The organism is Nostoc sp. FACHB-280, from assembly GCF_014697615.1.
Classification (GTDB): domain Bacteria; phylum Cyanobacteriota; class Cyanobacteriia; order Cyanobacteriales; family Nostocaceae; genus Nostoc_B.
The window spans coordinates 1-17,549 of the sequence record NZ_JACJSD010000068.1; the positions used below are offsets into that span (position 1 = coordinate 1).

Sequence of the window (17,549 nt, forward strand, 5' to 3'; positions counted from 1 at the left end):
GTACCATCGTTTGAGTAAGGATTACGAACGTCTTCCTGAAATGAGTGAAGCTGCTATATATGCCGTTATGACTCGTATTATGTTACGTCGTCTAGCCGTCTAAAGATTTACTTTATAAATGGTCTCTAATTCTTCATCCCCAACAGAGCCAACGGGAACAAATGCAATTCTATTTTTATTAAGTCCTGCATCACCTTTGATGCGTGTAAGAATTGTAGAGCGTAACATTACCAACAAGGTTAATAAATCACTTGACTGACGCAACCATAGCCTTTTAGGGTCAATATCCTCTCTTTCAATGATGAAATCATTGATGAGCATAACTAAGCGTCTTGCTTTGTTATCTCCAGAAACTGGCAGTCCGGTTTCTGGGTGTGTATACATTCCGCGACCTCGATAAATTAATTGCGCGACTTCCATTAAAGCGGCTTCGATATTAAATCGGGGAATTGCAGCTATAATGCAATCTGTTTTCGGGAAAGAAACACCTCTTGCACCTGAAGAAGTCATCAATAAAACTCGGACTTCATCGCGTCGTGGCGGCTTTACTAATTTCAATCGCTGATCGGGTGATACACTTTGATCCAAAACCTCCACATCTTCCCTGTTGAGGAGAGCTTCTTTACCACTGGTCAATTTTTCTTGTAACTGACGTAGAAACGCTTTATCCTGAGCAAAGAAAATCAATTGCTCTGCTCCCTTGTTTAACCCATCCTTGATTTCTAAGTACGCATTTGTTAGCGTTTCTTCTTCTGATTTTTCTCTAATTGCTTGTCTAATTGTCTGCTCTGTGCCGTCGCTATTTTGACCTGGTTTAATGGGAGACAACCTAATACTGTAATCAATGGTGAGTTTACTAGCGGGGTAGCTATTTGTCATGACGTGTAGCGTTGGGTATTTCAAGCCAGTTTTTCTATCGCTCCCTGTCACCCGAAATGGTGCTTCCCCTCGACTTTGACTAATTAATACTTTATCAGGAGCGCGATCGCCTGAGTTCAAAAAGCTATCCAACACAACTTCATTGCTGAGTGAAGCATCAGCCAGAATCAGCACAATTTTAAATGGAGATTGATTTGTATCAAACGGTTTAATAAATTGCTGTTCTAACCATTCTGCTAACTTACGGACAAAGGGTGCGCCTGCACCATCACCAGCGAGTTCATCGACCATGACAACTATAGTAGGAATTCTCTTTGCAAATTCTGAACGTTCCTTCTTTGCAAGCTTCTTACTGGCATCTTTGTGTACAAACAAATTGCTGAAAGCATTAACTGTGGTTGATTGATCGTTGAGTGTCCGATAACCTTGAATGGCAGCAGTCATTACCAGCTGTTTCAATTGGGGGTTAGCTTTGAGCAAAACTTGGGCTGACTTTGCTATCGTACCCAATACACCAGGACTATAAAGAGATTCTACGCTGTAATCCCGTTCGTTAAGACGGCGTTTAAAGCGAGTCGAACCGACTATATTGCAATCAATATCAAGTTCTTGTTCTGGAGTGAGGAAGAAGATATTGCTAGGAGGAGGTATGAGGTTTTCAATACCATCAATAACAACAGCACTATCAATATTGTGAGGTGGAAAATTATTTTGCTGAACTTGTTTTTTATACCATTCGGGAGCGGCATCAATCAAATTTTTATTACTGGTAATGGTTAATATTCCAGTAGGTTGCTTGTTGTCTTCTCTAGCAAGTTTATCGGTGACATCTCGATTAATTACAACTCGTGGACTGAGATACAAAAATAAAAAACCTCGATCCTGCTGCTTTTGCTGTTTGAGAAATTTCATCACAGCAGTAGTTTTACCAATACCCGGATTTCCTTCCAACGCTAGAACGTTAATTTTACCAACTTGAGCAGCAGTGATACCAGCAAAAACTGCTGCCTCATGTACTTCTCGTAGACGAATTGTTTCCTGGTTGGGATTGATGTCGTTGACAAAGTTGGCAATTTGTGAGCTGGGGTCGCCTCCAAAAAACTGATGTAATGCGTCGTGGTCTTCAATAGATGCGATCGCCTCAGCTTTGCTAATTTCATCCATTGGGTTGTAAAAGTCCGTCACATTCTCCTGAAAGAGAAAGTGAGAGTATTGACCTAGAGTTTGGTTGTCAGCTAGATGTTGTGCTTGTTCTTTAAAAGCAGACGGTAGCGATCGCACTAGCTTTGTGAACACTAAACGAATTTCTGCATCTAGATCGAGTGGCACATCATCATTTGAATGTTTAGCCTGGCGATATGCTTGTCCCAATGATTTCATTAACTCGGCTCTAGTATCTGGTTCTGGTTCTACACCCCAGAAATGAGCAACAAGACTTTCAATACCATTGGATGTGACAGCCATCGCTCTAGCATGACAACTTCCTTCTAATAGCTTATGCTTGTGTAACTCCTGAATCAGGCGATCTGTATAAGATGATGCCTGACAGAGCTTGAATAAAGGTTTATCTTGACCGCTAAATGCTGAAAGAAAGTTTTCTAACCTTTTAGAAATTGAAAATTCTTCACCCTCAACCTCTGCACAAACTCTAGAGAAGACCCCTCGTGATTCAATGTAACGAGCATAGCGGCTCATTTCTTCTGTATGAGGCATTTCATGTTGAAAATCTGCAAATTTGATGGGTGCGTTATACGAAAATTCTAGGCAGATAATTAAGTTCTCAATTTTTTTGCGTTTTGGATCTTTTGGCTGGGAGAAATCAGTTTTAAAGTCTTTAGAGGGTATAACTTCCTCTTCTTGTGTGTTTCTGTGAAGGATATATTCATTAGACAACCATAAAATAAAATCGGCTCTGGCTGGTTGTCCTCGGTTAACTAAATTCTCATCTGGTTTCCCTGGTATGTTGAAAGTTTCTTGAAATGCTTTTGCTGTCGCTTCTTTTTCTTCATCCCGTTGCATCTGCTGTCCTGGAAATGTCAACGGACACCAAATTGCTTTGAGTTTAGGTTTTCTAATGTGACTGTGGTTGAGACACTCACGCATTGCTGTCCAACCTAAACCATAGCCGAGTACCAGCAGATGACGCAGAATTGTCTCTACCCATTCTTTAGTATTAGCATCTGTCAGTTTGAATGCTTTTACCAATTGTTGGGAGATATCTTTATTTTTGTGAGATTGCCAAAGCTGGAAAACCTTATTATCTTGCAAGAGTAAGTTTTGGTGAATTAACTGTTGTAAAACACCGCGTTTGACAGCGATTTCAAATACCTGCCCCCAAATAGAGGCTTGTTCTAAAAAAGATAATTCCATTACTTCCTGTGCAGAACTTGAGAAACGTGGGTGAGTACAGCGCGATAATTAAGCAATACCTGTCCTTTGCGGCGGGTATGAAGAACTTTGACTTCACCAGCCTCTTCAACTGTATTAGGCGAGATCCAACTAAATGGGTCTAGCACTGGGCTAAGTTGACCTTTATACACGCCTCGTTCAGCTTCAATAAAATGCAAACCCCGGAGTACAGATAGTAAGCAGGGATGAATAGGAGAGTCTAAATCAGGGTTAATCAAATGCTGACGAGAGCGTTGAATTGAGTTAAGGCTGCGAACTTTTGTATCCGAAACCAGAAAATAAATGCAGAAACCAGATTGTATGCGTTCTTCTGCTTGAATAGCATAAAGTGTAGCAAAGGTATAAACCGGAATAAAATCACGAAAATCTTCGGAAGTCGCAACAGAACTCCAGAAACTTGTATGGTCTTCAGCTTGCAAAATTTCAAATGCTGCTTCATTGTACCCGCGATCGCGCAGACGTGTAGCTGGAAACACATCCCGCACCATTGGGTAAATGTTGATATCAGGAAATGTTTGAAAGACTTCTTCTAAAAATTCTGTAGGGATTAAAGAAGAATTGTAATCTGCGGCTCGATTAATGCGGCGATCGCCATAGGCATGAGCTAATAAAATAATGTGCTGACATCCTTGGGCTTTGAGATGACGAATTTCTTCTTGAACTAGACGTTGCGTTTTCAATTGTTCCGGAGAATCAAGCACATCAGACTGCATCCGTTCTCTTTTGAGTTCATAACCTATAAACGGTTCACTAACAGCTGTAGCAATATAACTCTGAGTCAGAAAAAGATAGGCATTTTCTTCATCATTCAGAGAATTTCCCTCATTACAGGGACGACTGGCGTAGGAAATTAAACCAATCTTGGGGGCAGAAGCGGAATTTGGGCAACTAATACAAAGTGGAAATGCACTTAATAAGGCTTTAAAAGTCCCGGATTTAATAAAATCTTGGTTTTTTTTGGATTGTTTTGCCAGATTTTCTAGAATAAGTCCCTGCATTCGGATAGGGGTATCTTCGCCTAATATAGCTTCCAAAGTTTGCGCGGCTGCGTAAACATAAGCATCACCACTCTTGTCCTTATCTTCACCTAGTTGTTTTCCGGTTTCTTGTAGCCGCAACATTAAGGTTGTAAAGTCAACCGATTTTTCCTTTTGACCACGTTTTTGTAGTCGTGTAATGATCTGCCACAAGCAGCAGTAAACTAGCACAGTAAAGGCGGTGACTGCGGCTGCATGATACTGCTTATTTTCCTCAGCCTCTTTTGTATTCGCTCGCCGCTTCACAGTTTCAACATCGTATTCCACTATGATTGCAGCTGGTAATGCCCACCCAGCAAATTGAGAAGCATTTGTAGACAGCTCATAAGTCAATTTCCCATCCTGTCCCTTCTGCCAAGAACGAGGAACCCAACAAACTTGCAAGAGTTTCTGCGACAATAAACGCTTGGCTCTTATTTGACTGTGTGCGCCTTTGGCTATTAAGTCATACTCCGAAAGCTCAGTAGTAACCTTAACCGAAAATAGAGATTTTGCTGGTTGCTCACAAATTTGAATGTGTTTAAACCATTCAACCTGTTCGCTGGAATTTTGTTGTGGCTCTACAAGCAACTTTCTTACACCTGGTGTTGCTCCTTCTAGCCGATCCCAATTAATGATGCTGTTTTTAACACAGATGAATTGTTGTGAGGAGTGATTTTTAACTTGGGATATAATTTTTTGGCTCTTGTCTCGCAATACTTTCGTCAGTGCTTTGGCAATCAACTTCATTGACTCTGAGCGTTCTTGTAATCCTTCTAAAGTCTGGCGAATAGCGTCTTTACCCTGTGATTGAAAATTTGCTCGGAGTTCAGTCACTACATTGGTGAGTGATTCCTTAGTTAGCGAGGCTTCATCTTTTTTAGGAACAACAACTGCCAAAAAAATGAGTTGAGCTAAACGACGACGAAGCTCCCAAGGTTTTTGTAAGGAAGATTCATCATCACTAAATAAATATTCTTTGATGTTCTCAATGCGTACTTCAAAAGCAGGTTTACCTGATTCTGGGTTGTCTCCGTTGACCCGAAAACGATAACATACTTCACGCTCAACTTGATTGTCAGTCTTTTTCTCAAAAATTTGAGTTTTCCACTCAGGCCAAACAGCTAGACAATAATAAAAGGTTGCTTTACTGAGTTCATCAGCCAAGTCGAATTCAGATGCACTACCAAAATGAGCTGTTAAATCAAATGTATAGTCCTCTTCTTGAGCCGATGTCACTAGAATGAGTATTCGATTGACATATTCTGCTAACAGTTGGTACTCTAGTTCGCTAATTGATTTGGCATTTTCTGCGATCGCCTCCATAATCCGAAAGCTAATTGTTAATCGGACTCGTGACAATGCTTCATCGTCTATAAAATTTAAAAAACGCTGAATTTGGCTATCGTATCGATTTTTTTCCTCTTCTAAAGTTGCGATCGATGAATCAACATCATCTTCATCATTGTCGCGTTCGTCTTTCAAATATTGTGCGGCAGCACTGCACATTTGCTCAAAATAATCAGTATTTTCAACTCTTTCTCGTGCAGAAATAACTGTCGCCACAGACTTGCTATCTTTAGTATCTCCTGCTTTAAATGCTATGGGTACGAGGTTGCCAGTGTTAGATATATTCTGGAAACGTGTACCTGCTTTTATAGCCAGTTTTTCGAGTTGCTGATCAGGGTCATTTAACAGCAATGTCGATAATAAGCTGTCAGAAGGTACAGCATGATTTAGTGCCTCGTCAACAGCAGCCATTAATCTGTCTATTGCACCTGGTAACTTTGTAGCATTGCCATCACTCAAACAACCGCCAACACGCGACCTATTACCATTTGCAGGCATCGATAAATTTTGAATAAATCCACTACCACTAGTAGGGTTAAAAGCCTCTTTAAACTTAGGTTGTGTAAATAAGCGGTACATTACGGCTGAAGTACGTATTCTCAACCGTTTATTTTGTTTGTCATCAAATTCAAACAACTGCATCCCTTTGGGACTTAGCTGGTTTGAATTTGCCTGATTACTGCTAGGAGAAATAGCTTGAGCAAGCAATTCTATGACTGTAGCGAGGTCAATAGAAGGCTTAAGTGAACGCGGTTCAACGTGTGCGCCAGTACCTTGTGACACCATATTTTTTCCTTAATAATTCAGTCTTGCGACTGCTTCATTTGCTTGAACTCTACAGCCTCAGCAAATGGACTACATATTTTTTCTATCTTAAATGTGTCTAATCTGTCAAGGCAGGAAAATCTTATGTTTATTATATTTATTTAAATAAATATTAAAATAATATTTTATTTGTATTCAAATGTGAATTGCTAAAAATACACAAATAAAAATTAATGAATATAAATTCATAGACTTACTTAATGTAAGTTCTAATTTTGGCTGAGAAAAATGGATAGGAATAATTTTGAAGCATTTACTAACTTAGCAGCATTGAAAAAAAATGCTATTCAAGCCTGTGGGCAAGAATTTATTGATAGCTTGACTAAAAAAGGTCTATATGCAAAAGATAGTCAATTCTGGGCAGAGGTTAATAAACAGCTAAATATTCCCGATGATGCTTATGAAAACAAACAAGCTAGAGAAAAAGCAGAACGTGAACGGTTATTGTTAGAGAAGCAAGCTAAATAGCAAGCAGAAAAATAAAGGTTACTTGCAAACAAAAAAGAAATATTCACTAAAAACAGAAAAGGATGGAAAATCACTGTATTTCAAATTCCAGAATCAGATATAACATTTAGCAAAAAATTTATAGCAGAGTGCAGCAATAAAGATAAAGAGTTACTACAAACTCCTTGGTTTTGTAATACTCAAGGCGATGCCTATAGTCAAGCTTGTAACCTTGTAGATCAATTTGAAAAACAACAAGAAAGTCGAAGAATTTTTATGGAATATTACGCAGTAATGAAACCTTTATATTTAATGTTTATATACCTTTCAAGCGGAGATCAGCACAATCGATACATCAACAACAGTCGTGATAAATCTAAAGAAAATTTTACTGGCATTAGTGGCTGGAATGGATTTGATTTCGAGATAATTAATGAATTGGTGGAAGAGGGATTGTTAGAACTATCAGACAGCAAAAAAACTCTAACGATGAATAAAAGGGCTATGGAAATAGCAAGAGAAATTCTAAAAAAAGTTAATATTCAGGGAGTAGACAGGCTACTAGAACAGCGAGAATACCATGAAGAATATATTAACTATATCAGTAAGTTAGAATATGATGCAAGATGAAAAAGAAGAGGATAAATAGGTGTTACATAACAGTCTTGCTATAGCAATCTTCAATAATTTCAGAACATCTTTATTTCTTGTCCTCCTTGTTCCTGGATGATGGAAAATTTTGTTAATTTGAAGTCTTCTCAATCAAAAATGCTATCCTTCTGTAGCAGTTAAGTGTTGTGAACTCTCCCAATCATTCTATTAATCCACACGGACACGAAAACGTACAAAACCGAAATTACTACCTGATGTATAGTTGAGAATGCCGAAATTCACAACTACTGCACCTGTGGGATTAGTTTGATTAGGACACACATTATTGGCACTTAAAGGAGCTAAAGGCGAGAAAAAGCTACCATTATCGCCATCCGCAGCATTAGTTCTGGGTGTAGTTGTATTAGCTAAATTTACTAAAATTCCACTAGCGGAAGCAAAGCTGTTACTAATAAATGTTGTACCTGTAGGAATAGGGTCACAGAATCTGGCGTTTTGTATTGGCTGGTTGCCATCGGCAAGAAAGTAAATTGTATATTCCACTTCATCGCCACTTTGTAAAGTGAATTGCGAACTCAAGTTAATAATTCCGACTGGGGAAAGTTGAGACCAACCTGAAGCGTTATCGTTTTGGTCATTAGGATCATCAATAAAACTCCCAAAGTTAACGCCACTCAAAGGCAAACCATTTCTGACAACATTGGTAATTCGTTTCACACCCCGCAACCTGACAATTGGTGTGGGTGTAGCAGAACCTACTGCTACTTCCTCTCCTACTGTTGCGGGGTCGTAAGTGACGCTGGTTGTGCCATTTGCTATTGTTCGGGTAGGGTCAAGATAAGTTGCAGTGGCACCATTGTTGTACACTCCATCAGGCACACTAGCAGCTACATCGGTAGTAAAGGTAATCTGCACACTTGCGCCACCGGGAATATTGAAGCTACCAAAATTCAGCGTTGTTGCACCAGCAGTTGGGTTACTCACACTAGTGCGTGTTGCACCACCGTTCAATGTTACAGTCGGAGTAACAGAACCATCAAAACTAAAACCACTCGGCAAAGGATCGGTAATATCAATATTGGTAGCAGTAGCTCGGTTAGCAGCATTGGCAACAGTGATGGTATAAGTTGCCTTACCTGGCTTGATAATTGGCCCTGGCGTGCTAGTGGTTTTAGTAATAGTTAATTGCGGAATACATTGTGCGCCAGAACTAGCACCAGGGATAGCACCAACAGCTTGGCTGATACCACCTACACCTGCGGTAGCACCAAAATAAGGGTCAGAGGGATCAATGGGGTCTCTTGATGTGCCACTCTGCCCACCTGTAACGTTAACACTAGCACCAGCACTAGTAAAAACAACTCCGCCACCGCCGCCACCGCCAGGGCCATGAGCGCCACCAAAAGGTTCAGCCGCATTGCTATATCTGACATTACCACCATTACCACCTCTGGCATTTACAGTTAATCCAGCAAGGTTATTATTGGCAGCCATCACCACCACGCTACCACCAGCACCACCACCGCCAGTACCGTCCTGACGCACATCAAAAGCAGTAGCTCCATTTGCATTAATAGTCCCGCTACCACTGACACTGCCAGTACGGATTAACACCATACCGCCACCATTAGCACCACTACTAGCAATACCATTAGTCGGAACACCTGTAGTTGCGCTAGTTGCCTGATTTGTGGTGCCAGCACCACCACCGCCACCTAAAACCACACGATTACTGTTAGCAGGAAAACTAGCACCACCAAAACCGCCAACGTACACTCCAGATGTCCAAGAACGACCGCCTAAACCACCAGTACCGCCGTTGCTACCACCACCACCACCGGAATTATGTCTGTTGTTAATTGGTTGACCATCGGTGCTACCACCACCAGCGTTACCAGGTGCGCCACGGCCGTAACTCCCGCCAGGATAACCTTCAACCCCAGTATCAGTGGCTGAGATGGTGGCTGAGTTTAGTACATAGCGGGGTGTGCCGGCAGTACCTTCTCCTTTAGAACCGTTGGCATCACTAGTGGATAAAGTTGCATAATCTGTACGCAGGAGGCCAGTAACACCAGTTAGGTTACGACCTGCACCGCCACGGAAACCAATACCACTCACATCTACAGTGGCACTGGCTAAATTTAAGTTGCCTGCAACGTCGTAAATTAAAATTCCACCTGAAGCACCGTTCCAAGGTGCGGCGGTGAGACTAGAACTCATGGTGGCACTGGAATATTGCGGTACACGGATAACTTGATAGGTTCTTTGTCCTTGAGAAGCGAATGGGGTATTACTATAGGAATTAATTAATCCTCCGCCATTGATGCCTTGAATGGGGATGGAACCAGCAGATATCGGCCCGGTAGCAACAACATATTCGTAATTACCAGCTGTGAAGTTGGCATTGTTAAGGTTGCCACTAGCACCTGTGGTGGCGGGAGCAAGGTTAACATTGCTATTATTGCCACCGCCAGAAACTCCATTACCGTAACTATCTGTGTTACTGGAGTCAATATCTGCGCTTTGCATTTGGATGATGAGCAACAAGTCACCAGCCGTAATGGGAGTGGTAGCACCGTTGGGGTTAATTGCGCCGACGGGGATGGAGGTTGAGCCTGCGGCAACGGTTGTATTGGTTGCACCAGGGTAATAAGTGTTGATGATGCCACCTAAGCTGCTGGGGCCATCTTTGCCAGGGGTGGCACATAATTGGGGTGTGACTTGGGCTGTGGCTGGTGTTTGGGTGAGTAATATGAGGCTTTGATAGCTGAGGGTAGTGAGGATGAGGGTGACGCTACGAATTAGTTTTAGGAAATGGTTGTGAGAGGTCTGGTGTTTTAGCATTTTGAATAAATAAACTGCAAAGGACACAAAGAAATACGAACCACAGAGGCACAGAGGTCACGGAGGATCATGACTTACGCAAAATTATGAAAAAACGAACCGCAAAGGGCGCATAGACGCGATAGCGGCTTCCCGCAGGGTAGGACACGAAGTTATAAGAGTTTGAGAGAGTTCTTGCGTAAGTCCTAACTTTTAACTCTGTCACCTGTCACCTGTTACCTGCCGCCTCTGATGGCTTCTATTTGCAAGTCTTTTTCTTGTTCTTCAAGGATGATTTCTAGTCCTCTGGTATCTTTGAAAATTATTTCTACTCGTCTATCTCTGGCTGTATCGATGACGGTGTTACCGGAGGTTCTGCGTTGTTTTTCGCCAAATGAACGAATGGTCATTCTTTCGGCGGCAATTCCTTGTTTTAGGAGGTAGTTTCTGGCAGACATGGCGCGGCGTTTGCCTAAGTCTAAGTTGTAGGCATGACTGGCGCGAATATCGGTATGACCTTCAATTTCAATGACAATGAAGGGATATTGTTGTAAGACTTGGGCAACTTGGTTAAGAACTGTGCTGCTTTGTTGGCTGATGAAGTCTTTGTCTAAGGCAAAGTGAATGATGCGGGGGACTTTTAGTCGGATGGGTTCTGGTTTTGGTTCGGGTTGTGGGGTTGGTTCAGGCTGTGGTGGTGCGCTGACACATTTGGGCGGTGGGGAATTTTTTACGGGAGAGGGTGAGTCGTTCTTTGCTGAGGGGTCTGTGATGACTGCGTTATAAGCTGGTTCGGAAGTCCCGTATTTTGGATGGGTGGCGATCGCACTTATCTTATCCCCAGCCCGCAAACCTGTTAAACTACCGCTAAAGTTACCTTTTTCATCGGCAGTTAATGTTGTAAGTGGTTCACTCAAGGGGCCGTAGTTCTCGTTTCCCTGGACGCGGTATATCTGCACTTGAGTATCAGGGTCGGCCTGACCGCTAATTAAGGCTTGACCGTTCACTAGCAATAATTGAGAACTGGCAAACTCTGGTGCATTTACCGCGCCATTGGCTGTTTCAAGTCTGCGGTTGGGACTGTTACGTTTGGGGTTGGGGCCGTCTCCCCGTTGAAAGTCGCTGATGTTTAGTTGTTGCTGGGTGTTGAGGTCTATACTTAAACCTTCTAAGTCGCTAAATTGATTATTTTGAATGATGTTTGCGATCGCACTCCCAAAAGTACCATGAGTACCAAATGCTGTCACTGCTACTCCTGGCCCGGTTTGGTGGCGAATTTCGTTATCGCTGACTTGATTTTCGTTCCCCATTAAGTAAACTGCGGCGCGGCGCAAACGTCTACCGTTAAAGGTGATGCGGTTATCGTGAATTTTGACGTTACCTGTGGGCTTGAATAAATAAACACCAGCCCCATCGTTACCGCAAATCAAATTTCCTTGCAGTTGAGAATTGGCAATTACGCCTTCTAATCTCACAGCATCAGGCATTCCGGCTATACCGTTACCAACAATGATGTTTTCTACCATTAAGGTATTTTCGGCACGGACTGAGGTAATAATTGCACTACCTTCATGGTAATAAATACGGTTACGGCGGATTGTTGTCCCGGTGCTGTTAAAAACGTAGACACCAAAAGCTGAGGTTTTCTCTGGCATTTTCTCATCTGGGGTAATGCCTAACCAGTTGTTTTCAATTACCACGCCTTTGGGGGGGATGTCTTTGTCTCCAAAGGGAAAGTTACTATTTGGTAGTTGTTGCTGTTTGGTATTGGGAGGTGGTAAGCGATGGGAAATAAAAATATCAGCTGGTGGTGTGGTTAAGGTTGCGCCTTGGTTCAGGGAACGGAAACCGTAGATACTTAAACCGCGAATCTGCACATTATCAGCAACTACTGTAAAACCACGCAATATCTCTTGGTTGGCGGCGGGAGTGATAGCAACTATTGGTTGAGGGATGGCAATTTCCGCCGTTGCAGAACGGGAAGCATCGTAACTGGGTTGACTAGTACCGTCTATGATTAATTTTGGTGTGGCTAGAGGTGGTAGTTCCTGTTGTAGTTGGATAGTGGTTTGATTTGGCGGTAAGTTAAATTCTATTCGCGCGTTGTCGTTACTGGGTTGTACTTGCGCTTTTTCTTGGTTACTCAGTTTTTCTGCGGAGAGATTACCGTTTACTAAGGCAATGGCTTCGCGTAAGGTGAGTTTGTCGTCTGGTTGTATTTGTCCGTCTTGGTTACTGTTGACTATGACTCTGAAGGCTGTAGGGGATGATTGAGCGATCGCAATTTGGGGTAGGGTTATAAGTAAGAAAGGAACGAACCGCAAAGGGCGCAAAGGACACAAAGGAAGAGGAAGAAGAGAGGGTTTTTTCGTGGGTTTTAGGGAATTAGGGGGGTTTTTTGGTATCATTGTTCTCCTCACTTCGACTCTAAGGCTACTGGTTGAATTACTGACTCTTGCTGTTGTGGTGGTACTACTTTTTGCCTACCAAAACCACCGAAAAGTTCGTTGAGTTTAAAGCTGATGTTCAAGTAGGGGCCACCGGCGGAGCGATAACCGCTAAAATCTCGGTCATCTGCACTCCCAAACGCATAACCTACACCAATTCGTAAATCTGGTGTTAAATGATACCCACCTTCGACAGCTAAACCAAATTCGTTGAAGCCTTGTTCTGGTTGACCTAGCCAACGTCCTTCTACGGCTAAGTCTGTGCGGTAGCCTAGTTGGTAAGTTGTGCGTAACTGTGCTAGGTGAACGCTGCTATGGTTGGTAAAATCTTCGGATAGGGAAGTAGAACTGCTGCGGAAGGCGTATTTACCATACAGTTCCCATTGCCAGTTGGGTGCATAAATCGCTTCGGCGGAGAAAATATGGTCTATGGAACCGTTACCGCTACCGGCTAATAAGGTATCGGGTGTGGTGGCGGGGTTTTGGCGATATTCGTATCCTAATAAAGCGTTGAATTTATCGTCGTTGGGGTCACGGTAAGCTAACCCAACGCGCAGATTTGCGGTGTCTCCTAGTCCTTGTAAGAGTTGGTTTGCGCCACCTGCTTGTTGATAGCGTACCGCCGCAGTTAAAGCTGGGGAAAGTTTACCGGATGCGGCGGCGGAAATTACTGTCTGATTGCCTTCACTACCGCTACGATGTTCTAATCTGGCGTTGGCTTGGAAGTTGGGGTTATCGGTGTAATCTAAGCCAATGCTGTAAACATCACCCGCAAACAAACCTAATGAGGAAGCAGTTTGTCCGACTGCGTAAGGTTGAGCAAATCTGATACCTGTGGCGGAGTCACCAAAAATATCTTTAAAGATGTGTTCGTAACCAAGGCTTAATTTTAATCCTGGCGCGAGGCGAATACCATGATTGAGGGATACTGAACCTTGATCAGTCATTCCATCCGCACCGCCTAAAATTGAGTAACGACCTCTAACGGTGGTATCTGGGGAAAATTTATGTTCGACAATTGTATCTAGGCTGGTGATGCCATTGCCTTGTAATAAGCCACCTTCATAAAATTGGTGTGCTAGTCGCATACTTACGCCAGGATACAATGCCCAATCTAAGCCAAATGTGGTGCGGTTGGGATAGAGTGGGTCGCTTTTACCTAAGTTAAGTTCGTTTTGCGCGTGAAATGTCAGTGATTCGGATAAGGGAACGTCAAGACGAGAGACTAACTGGCTGGCGTTTCCGTTGAATTGGTTAGTAATGCGGTCTTCGCGGGAACGGTTGACGTATTCTAGGCTTAAATCTGATTGACCGATTTTTTGTTGAATACCTGCGCGGATGGTGGTGAGGGAATTATTAATTTTGCTTCCTGGTGCGGCTTGGGGTTGGGGGTTGAATAAGTCAATTAACTGGGTGCGTTCGGCTGGGGCGATACCAAAATTGTCTTCGCGATCGTACCCTAGACTAAAGCTGGTGGTTTGTTCCAGTTTCCCAGTTAAGGCTGCACCATAGCGAGTTTGTCCAGGTGTGAAACTCCAAGTGGCGTTATTGGCAAAGTTCTCGGTGACAGAACGATAGTAAGCTTGTCCTTGGAAGTTTTTACCGAGATTCGCGCTGGCTTCTAAACGGTACGCGGAACCACTGATGTTACCAAAGGCGAGGGTATTGTGGCGAGAGTGTGCATATTCCCCAATAATTTGTCCAGAATTACCTAAAGGTGCAAAGAAATCAAATCCGTATAGTTCAAAATTTTGCTGTCCTTGGTCTTCTTTGAGGTAACTTGCACCGATAAATGGATTTCCGTTTTGAGTATTTTCGGAAGTTCTCAGATTATATTGCAGTCTTCCGGCGTAAAGTTTGCTGTCTTCTCCAGCGTCGTTTTGATAGGTAACAACTATGCGGCGTACCAAAGTTTTACCGAAGGGGTTGGACTCTGTAGCGAAGATGGGACGACGGAATAATAATGTACCGCGATCGTAATCTATTTCATAGTCGGAACCACGAGATAAGGCTTTACGTTCCAAGACTGTACCAGGACGGTTGATTTCTTCTGCTTCGATAAAGACGTTTTCACTACCGGGAATAACTAAACGGCGAGAGAGGAAGTAGTAACCACTGGTTCCGTTGGGGGTAATTGCATCGCGTTGGAAGCCTTGAATGTTGTTGGCATATAAGGCTGTTAGTTGCAGGTTGCCGAAGTTGTAATTACCTTTGAAGCCGTGGAGTTGTCTGGTGGTAGCTGTATAGAACTGGGATGATCTGGCAAACTCTTCGGTGCTGTAGTCACCCCACATAAAATAGTCTGATTCTGCACCGGGGATGTCTGGTGTGCGTTCAATGCGAGCATAGACACTATCTGTAGAAGGCGCAGTGTTAGTAAAGCTAGAACTATCACCGTAAACTGGATAGTCTTTTTCACAAGATTGGATACCACCAAACAGGCGATTTTCTCCGTTACAGTCTTGATTTAGGGGACGTTTGCTATTGAATGCGCCTGTAAATAACCAATCTCCAACTTTTCCTGTAGCGAAGACGGCTGCATCTACATCTACACTTGTGCGACCGATTTTATCGGGGTTGAGATAGTCGCGGAAACTACCTCGGTAATCAGTACCACCTGCGCCAATTCTAAGATTGATACTACCTGTGGCTAATGAAGGACGTAAGTTGGTAATAAATTCTACATTGGTATAAGCTTCAATCTCTGCATCTTGATCTATAGCTGCACGGATTTTCACGTTTTGAGCGATTAAACCTGCTTGCAGTGTGGCTGTAAACTCACCTTTCCGCGCGAGTACCTGAAACCCTGCTGCATCTTTATCTTGGTCTGCACCGACAAATTGACCAGCACTAGCTGTTAAGGTGACAGGAATATCTTCGGTGATGATTTCGCCTTTTTCGTCGGTAATTTTACCTTCTAAGGTGATGAGAGAACGTCCATCGGCAGGGATTCTCGGTTCTTGGGTAGGTGCGATCGCAATTTTTTTCTGCACCTCTTCAACAGTGACTTTCACACTGGTTGATTTACCATCAGCACCTTGAGCAGTAATAGTATTTTCACCTTTATTTAACGGCACGTTATACCAAATTAAGGTGTTTAACTTTTGCGCTTCGTCTTTATGCAAGTATTGGGAGATAGACGCATCAATGGGTTTACCATTCAATGTCACCGTGATTTGGTTATCAGGATGATATTGAACTCCCAAGTTAGTCATTTTGGCAGTCGTTACACCTGCAACTGGTGTGATAATGCGAATTTCTGAGTTAATAGAAGTTGCGGCTTTCTCTCCAACATCTATATGATCTGACGAAATTGAAGATAATTCAGCATCTACCTCTTTGTCATTTGCAACTATCAATTTGTCAGGTTGGCTTGGTCTTGGTGGCGAGAAAACAACTTCCAGATCATCTTCTACAGGTGCGATTAACTCTGGTAGGTTAGGCGATTCAACTTTTTGCTGAGTTTGTGGGGGTGTTTGTGCAACAGCACTCGCAACCGGGAGAATCGGAAAGGCACTACAAACGGTCAATACAGTTCTTCTAGCACTAGTTTGTGTCATCTTACTTACGCGCCTCCCCTGATGCTGGTGTGACTGCAAAATTCATCCGTCCCATGCTTCTGGGTGCGAGTCGGACGAGACGCGATTGGCTATTTTTTTCGATGTTGTAGAGGTTGGGTGCAAGACTATATCCGGGTAGGCTGGTTAAATCTAAAGTTCCAGTCCGATTACCAGCAATCACGTTAGCCAGAGAAAACATCCCGTTAGCATCAGTAAGGATGCGGTTTCCGTCATCCATGTAAATTACGGCGTTGGGTATCCCTGGTTCTCCTGGTTGTTGTTCACCGTCAAAGTTTTTATCAATAAAGACTCGTCCAATTAAAGTTGCACAATCGGAGATAATACCAGGACGAATTTTGAGTAAGTGGCTGGCTGTATTACTACGGATGCTACCCGCGGCGGCGACTGCGAGATTTTTCCCGCTTCCGCGAACAGCATCGGGCGTGACGGTGACTGCATAGGCTACATTCATCGTTCCCTGTGCAGGGATAGTACCAGCGTAGTTGATAGTTACTGTGCGGTTATCTCGGCTACTGGATACCGTTACGGGTGTGGTGGTATTATTGCTGGTTAAAGATACTTGCAGCGATCGCGTCTCGAAATTCAAGCCGAGGGGGAGAGTATCAGTCAGGGTAATATTGCTGGCGGGAGAGTTACCAGTGTTGCGGATAACCAGCCGATAAACGACAGTATCACCTGGTTCCACGGCGATGCGATCGGCAGTTTTGACAATCTCTAATGCAGTTGCACCTCTAGTAAAAAACACAGTATTGGAAGTAACAGGCTGAATATTGTCGCCTCCCAACACAGCTGTATTAGTAGTTTCATCAGCAATTACGGCTGATATGCCAACAGAAAAAATTCCAGGAAGCAACACCAGCAGAAGAAGATGATTCTGCTTCCAGTCTTTTATGAACTTCATAGCTAAATTAAAAAACCTATTTTTCCGCCAAAAGAATCAATTATCAGTAATTACAATGAGGAGAATTTATGATTGACGCTAACTAATCATGATTATTTAAAACACCCTTGTCTGAACTAAACTTGAATATTTAAATTGAATATTATGCTCTTCATAGCAATATTTTTTACATCCAGACGTTTCTACTAAGCAATACACAAAATTTACATTTTCCTATGTTCAAGAGCTTTTTTTAAAGTTTGCATCGATGCAAATATTT

Annotated in this window: 8 protein-coding genes and 1 pseudogene; 3 read left to right on the plus strand and 6 right to left on the minus strand. The window is 42.8% G+C overall.

The window, feature by feature from the left end:
- Window positions 1–103: pseudogene (locus H6G75_RS30055) on the plus strand (IS5/IS1182 family transposase); the annotation flags it as partial.
- Here H6G75_RS30055 and H6G75_RS30060 read toward each other — a convergent pair.
- Together H6G75_RS30060 and H6G75_RS30065 are read right to left on the minus strand one after the other, a co-directional pair.
- Window positions 100–3,249 (minus strand): helicase C-terminal domain-containing protein, encoded by a 3,150-nt coding sequence (locus H6G75_RS30060; RefSeq protein WP_242051694.1) that lies wholly within the window; start codon window positions 3,247–3,249, stop codon window positions 100–102. The pseudogene H6G75_RS30055 and the gene H6G75_RS30060 sit on opposite strands and share 4 nt — an antisense overlap.
- Window positions 3,249–6,440 carry a hypothetical protein gene (locus H6G75_RS30065; RefSeq protein WP_190983563.1) on the minus strand — a complete coding sequence of 1,064 codons (3,192 nt, stop codon included), beginning with the start codon at window positions 6,438–6,440 and terminating at the stop codon, window positions 3,249–3,251. Before H6G75_RS30065 ends, H6G75_RS30060 begins: the two co-directional genes overlap by 1 nt.
- Before the next feature lie 267 nt (window positions 6,441–6,707).
- Between H6G75_RS30065 and H6G75_RS30070 the strand changes: the two genes are divergently transcribed.
- Window positions 6,708–6,947 (plus strand): hypothetical protein, encoded by a 240-nt coding sequence (locus tag H6G75_RS30070; protein ID WP_190983564.1) that lies wholly within the window; start codon window positions 6,708–6,710, stop codon window positions 6,945–6,947.
- 255 nt (window positions 6,948–7,202) lie between these two features.
- Window positions 7,203–7,556, plus strand: coding sequence for a hypothetical protein (locus tag H6G75_RS30075; RefSeq protein ID WP_190983565.1), 354 nt, complete (start codon window positions 7,203–7,205; stop codon window positions 7,554–7,556).
- 189 nt (window positions 7,557–7,745) lie between these two features.
- Here H6G75_RS30075 and H6G75_RS30080 read toward each other — a convergent pair whose 3' ends face one another.
- The 4 genes from H6G75_RS30080 to H6G75_RS30095 form a co-directional block, all read right to left on the minus strand.
- On the minus strand, window positions 7,746–10,382 hold the full coding sequence (locus H6G75_RS30080) for a DUF11 domain-containing protein (RefSeq protein WP_190983566.1): 2,637 nt from the start codon (window positions 10,380–10,382) through the stop codon (window positions 7,746–7,748).
- A gap of 215 nt (window positions 10,383–10,597) precedes the next feature.
- On the minus strand, window positions 10,598–12,769 hold the full coding sequence (locus H6G75_RS30085) for an OmpA family protein (protein WP_190983567.1): 2,172 nt from the start codon (window positions 12,767–12,769) through the stop codon (window positions 10,598–10,600).
- Between the two features lie 8 nt (window positions 12,770–12,777).
- Window positions 12,778–16,368 carry a hypothetical protein gene (locus H6G75_RS30090; protein ID WP_190983568.1) on the minus strand — a complete coding sequence of 1,197 codons (3,591 nt, stop codon included), beginning with the start codon at window positions 16,366–16,368 and terminating at the stop codon, window positions 12,778–12,780.
- A 1-nt stretch (window position 16,369) separates the two neighbouring features.
- Window positions 16,370–17,290 carry a DUF11 domain-containing protein gene (locus H6G75_RS30095; RefSeq protein WP_190983569.1) on the minus strand — a complete coding sequence of 307 codons (921 nt, stop codon included), beginning with the start codon at window positions 17,288–17,290 and terminating at the stop codon, window positions 16,370–16,372.
- Window positions 17,291–17,549: the final 259 nt, after the last annotated feature.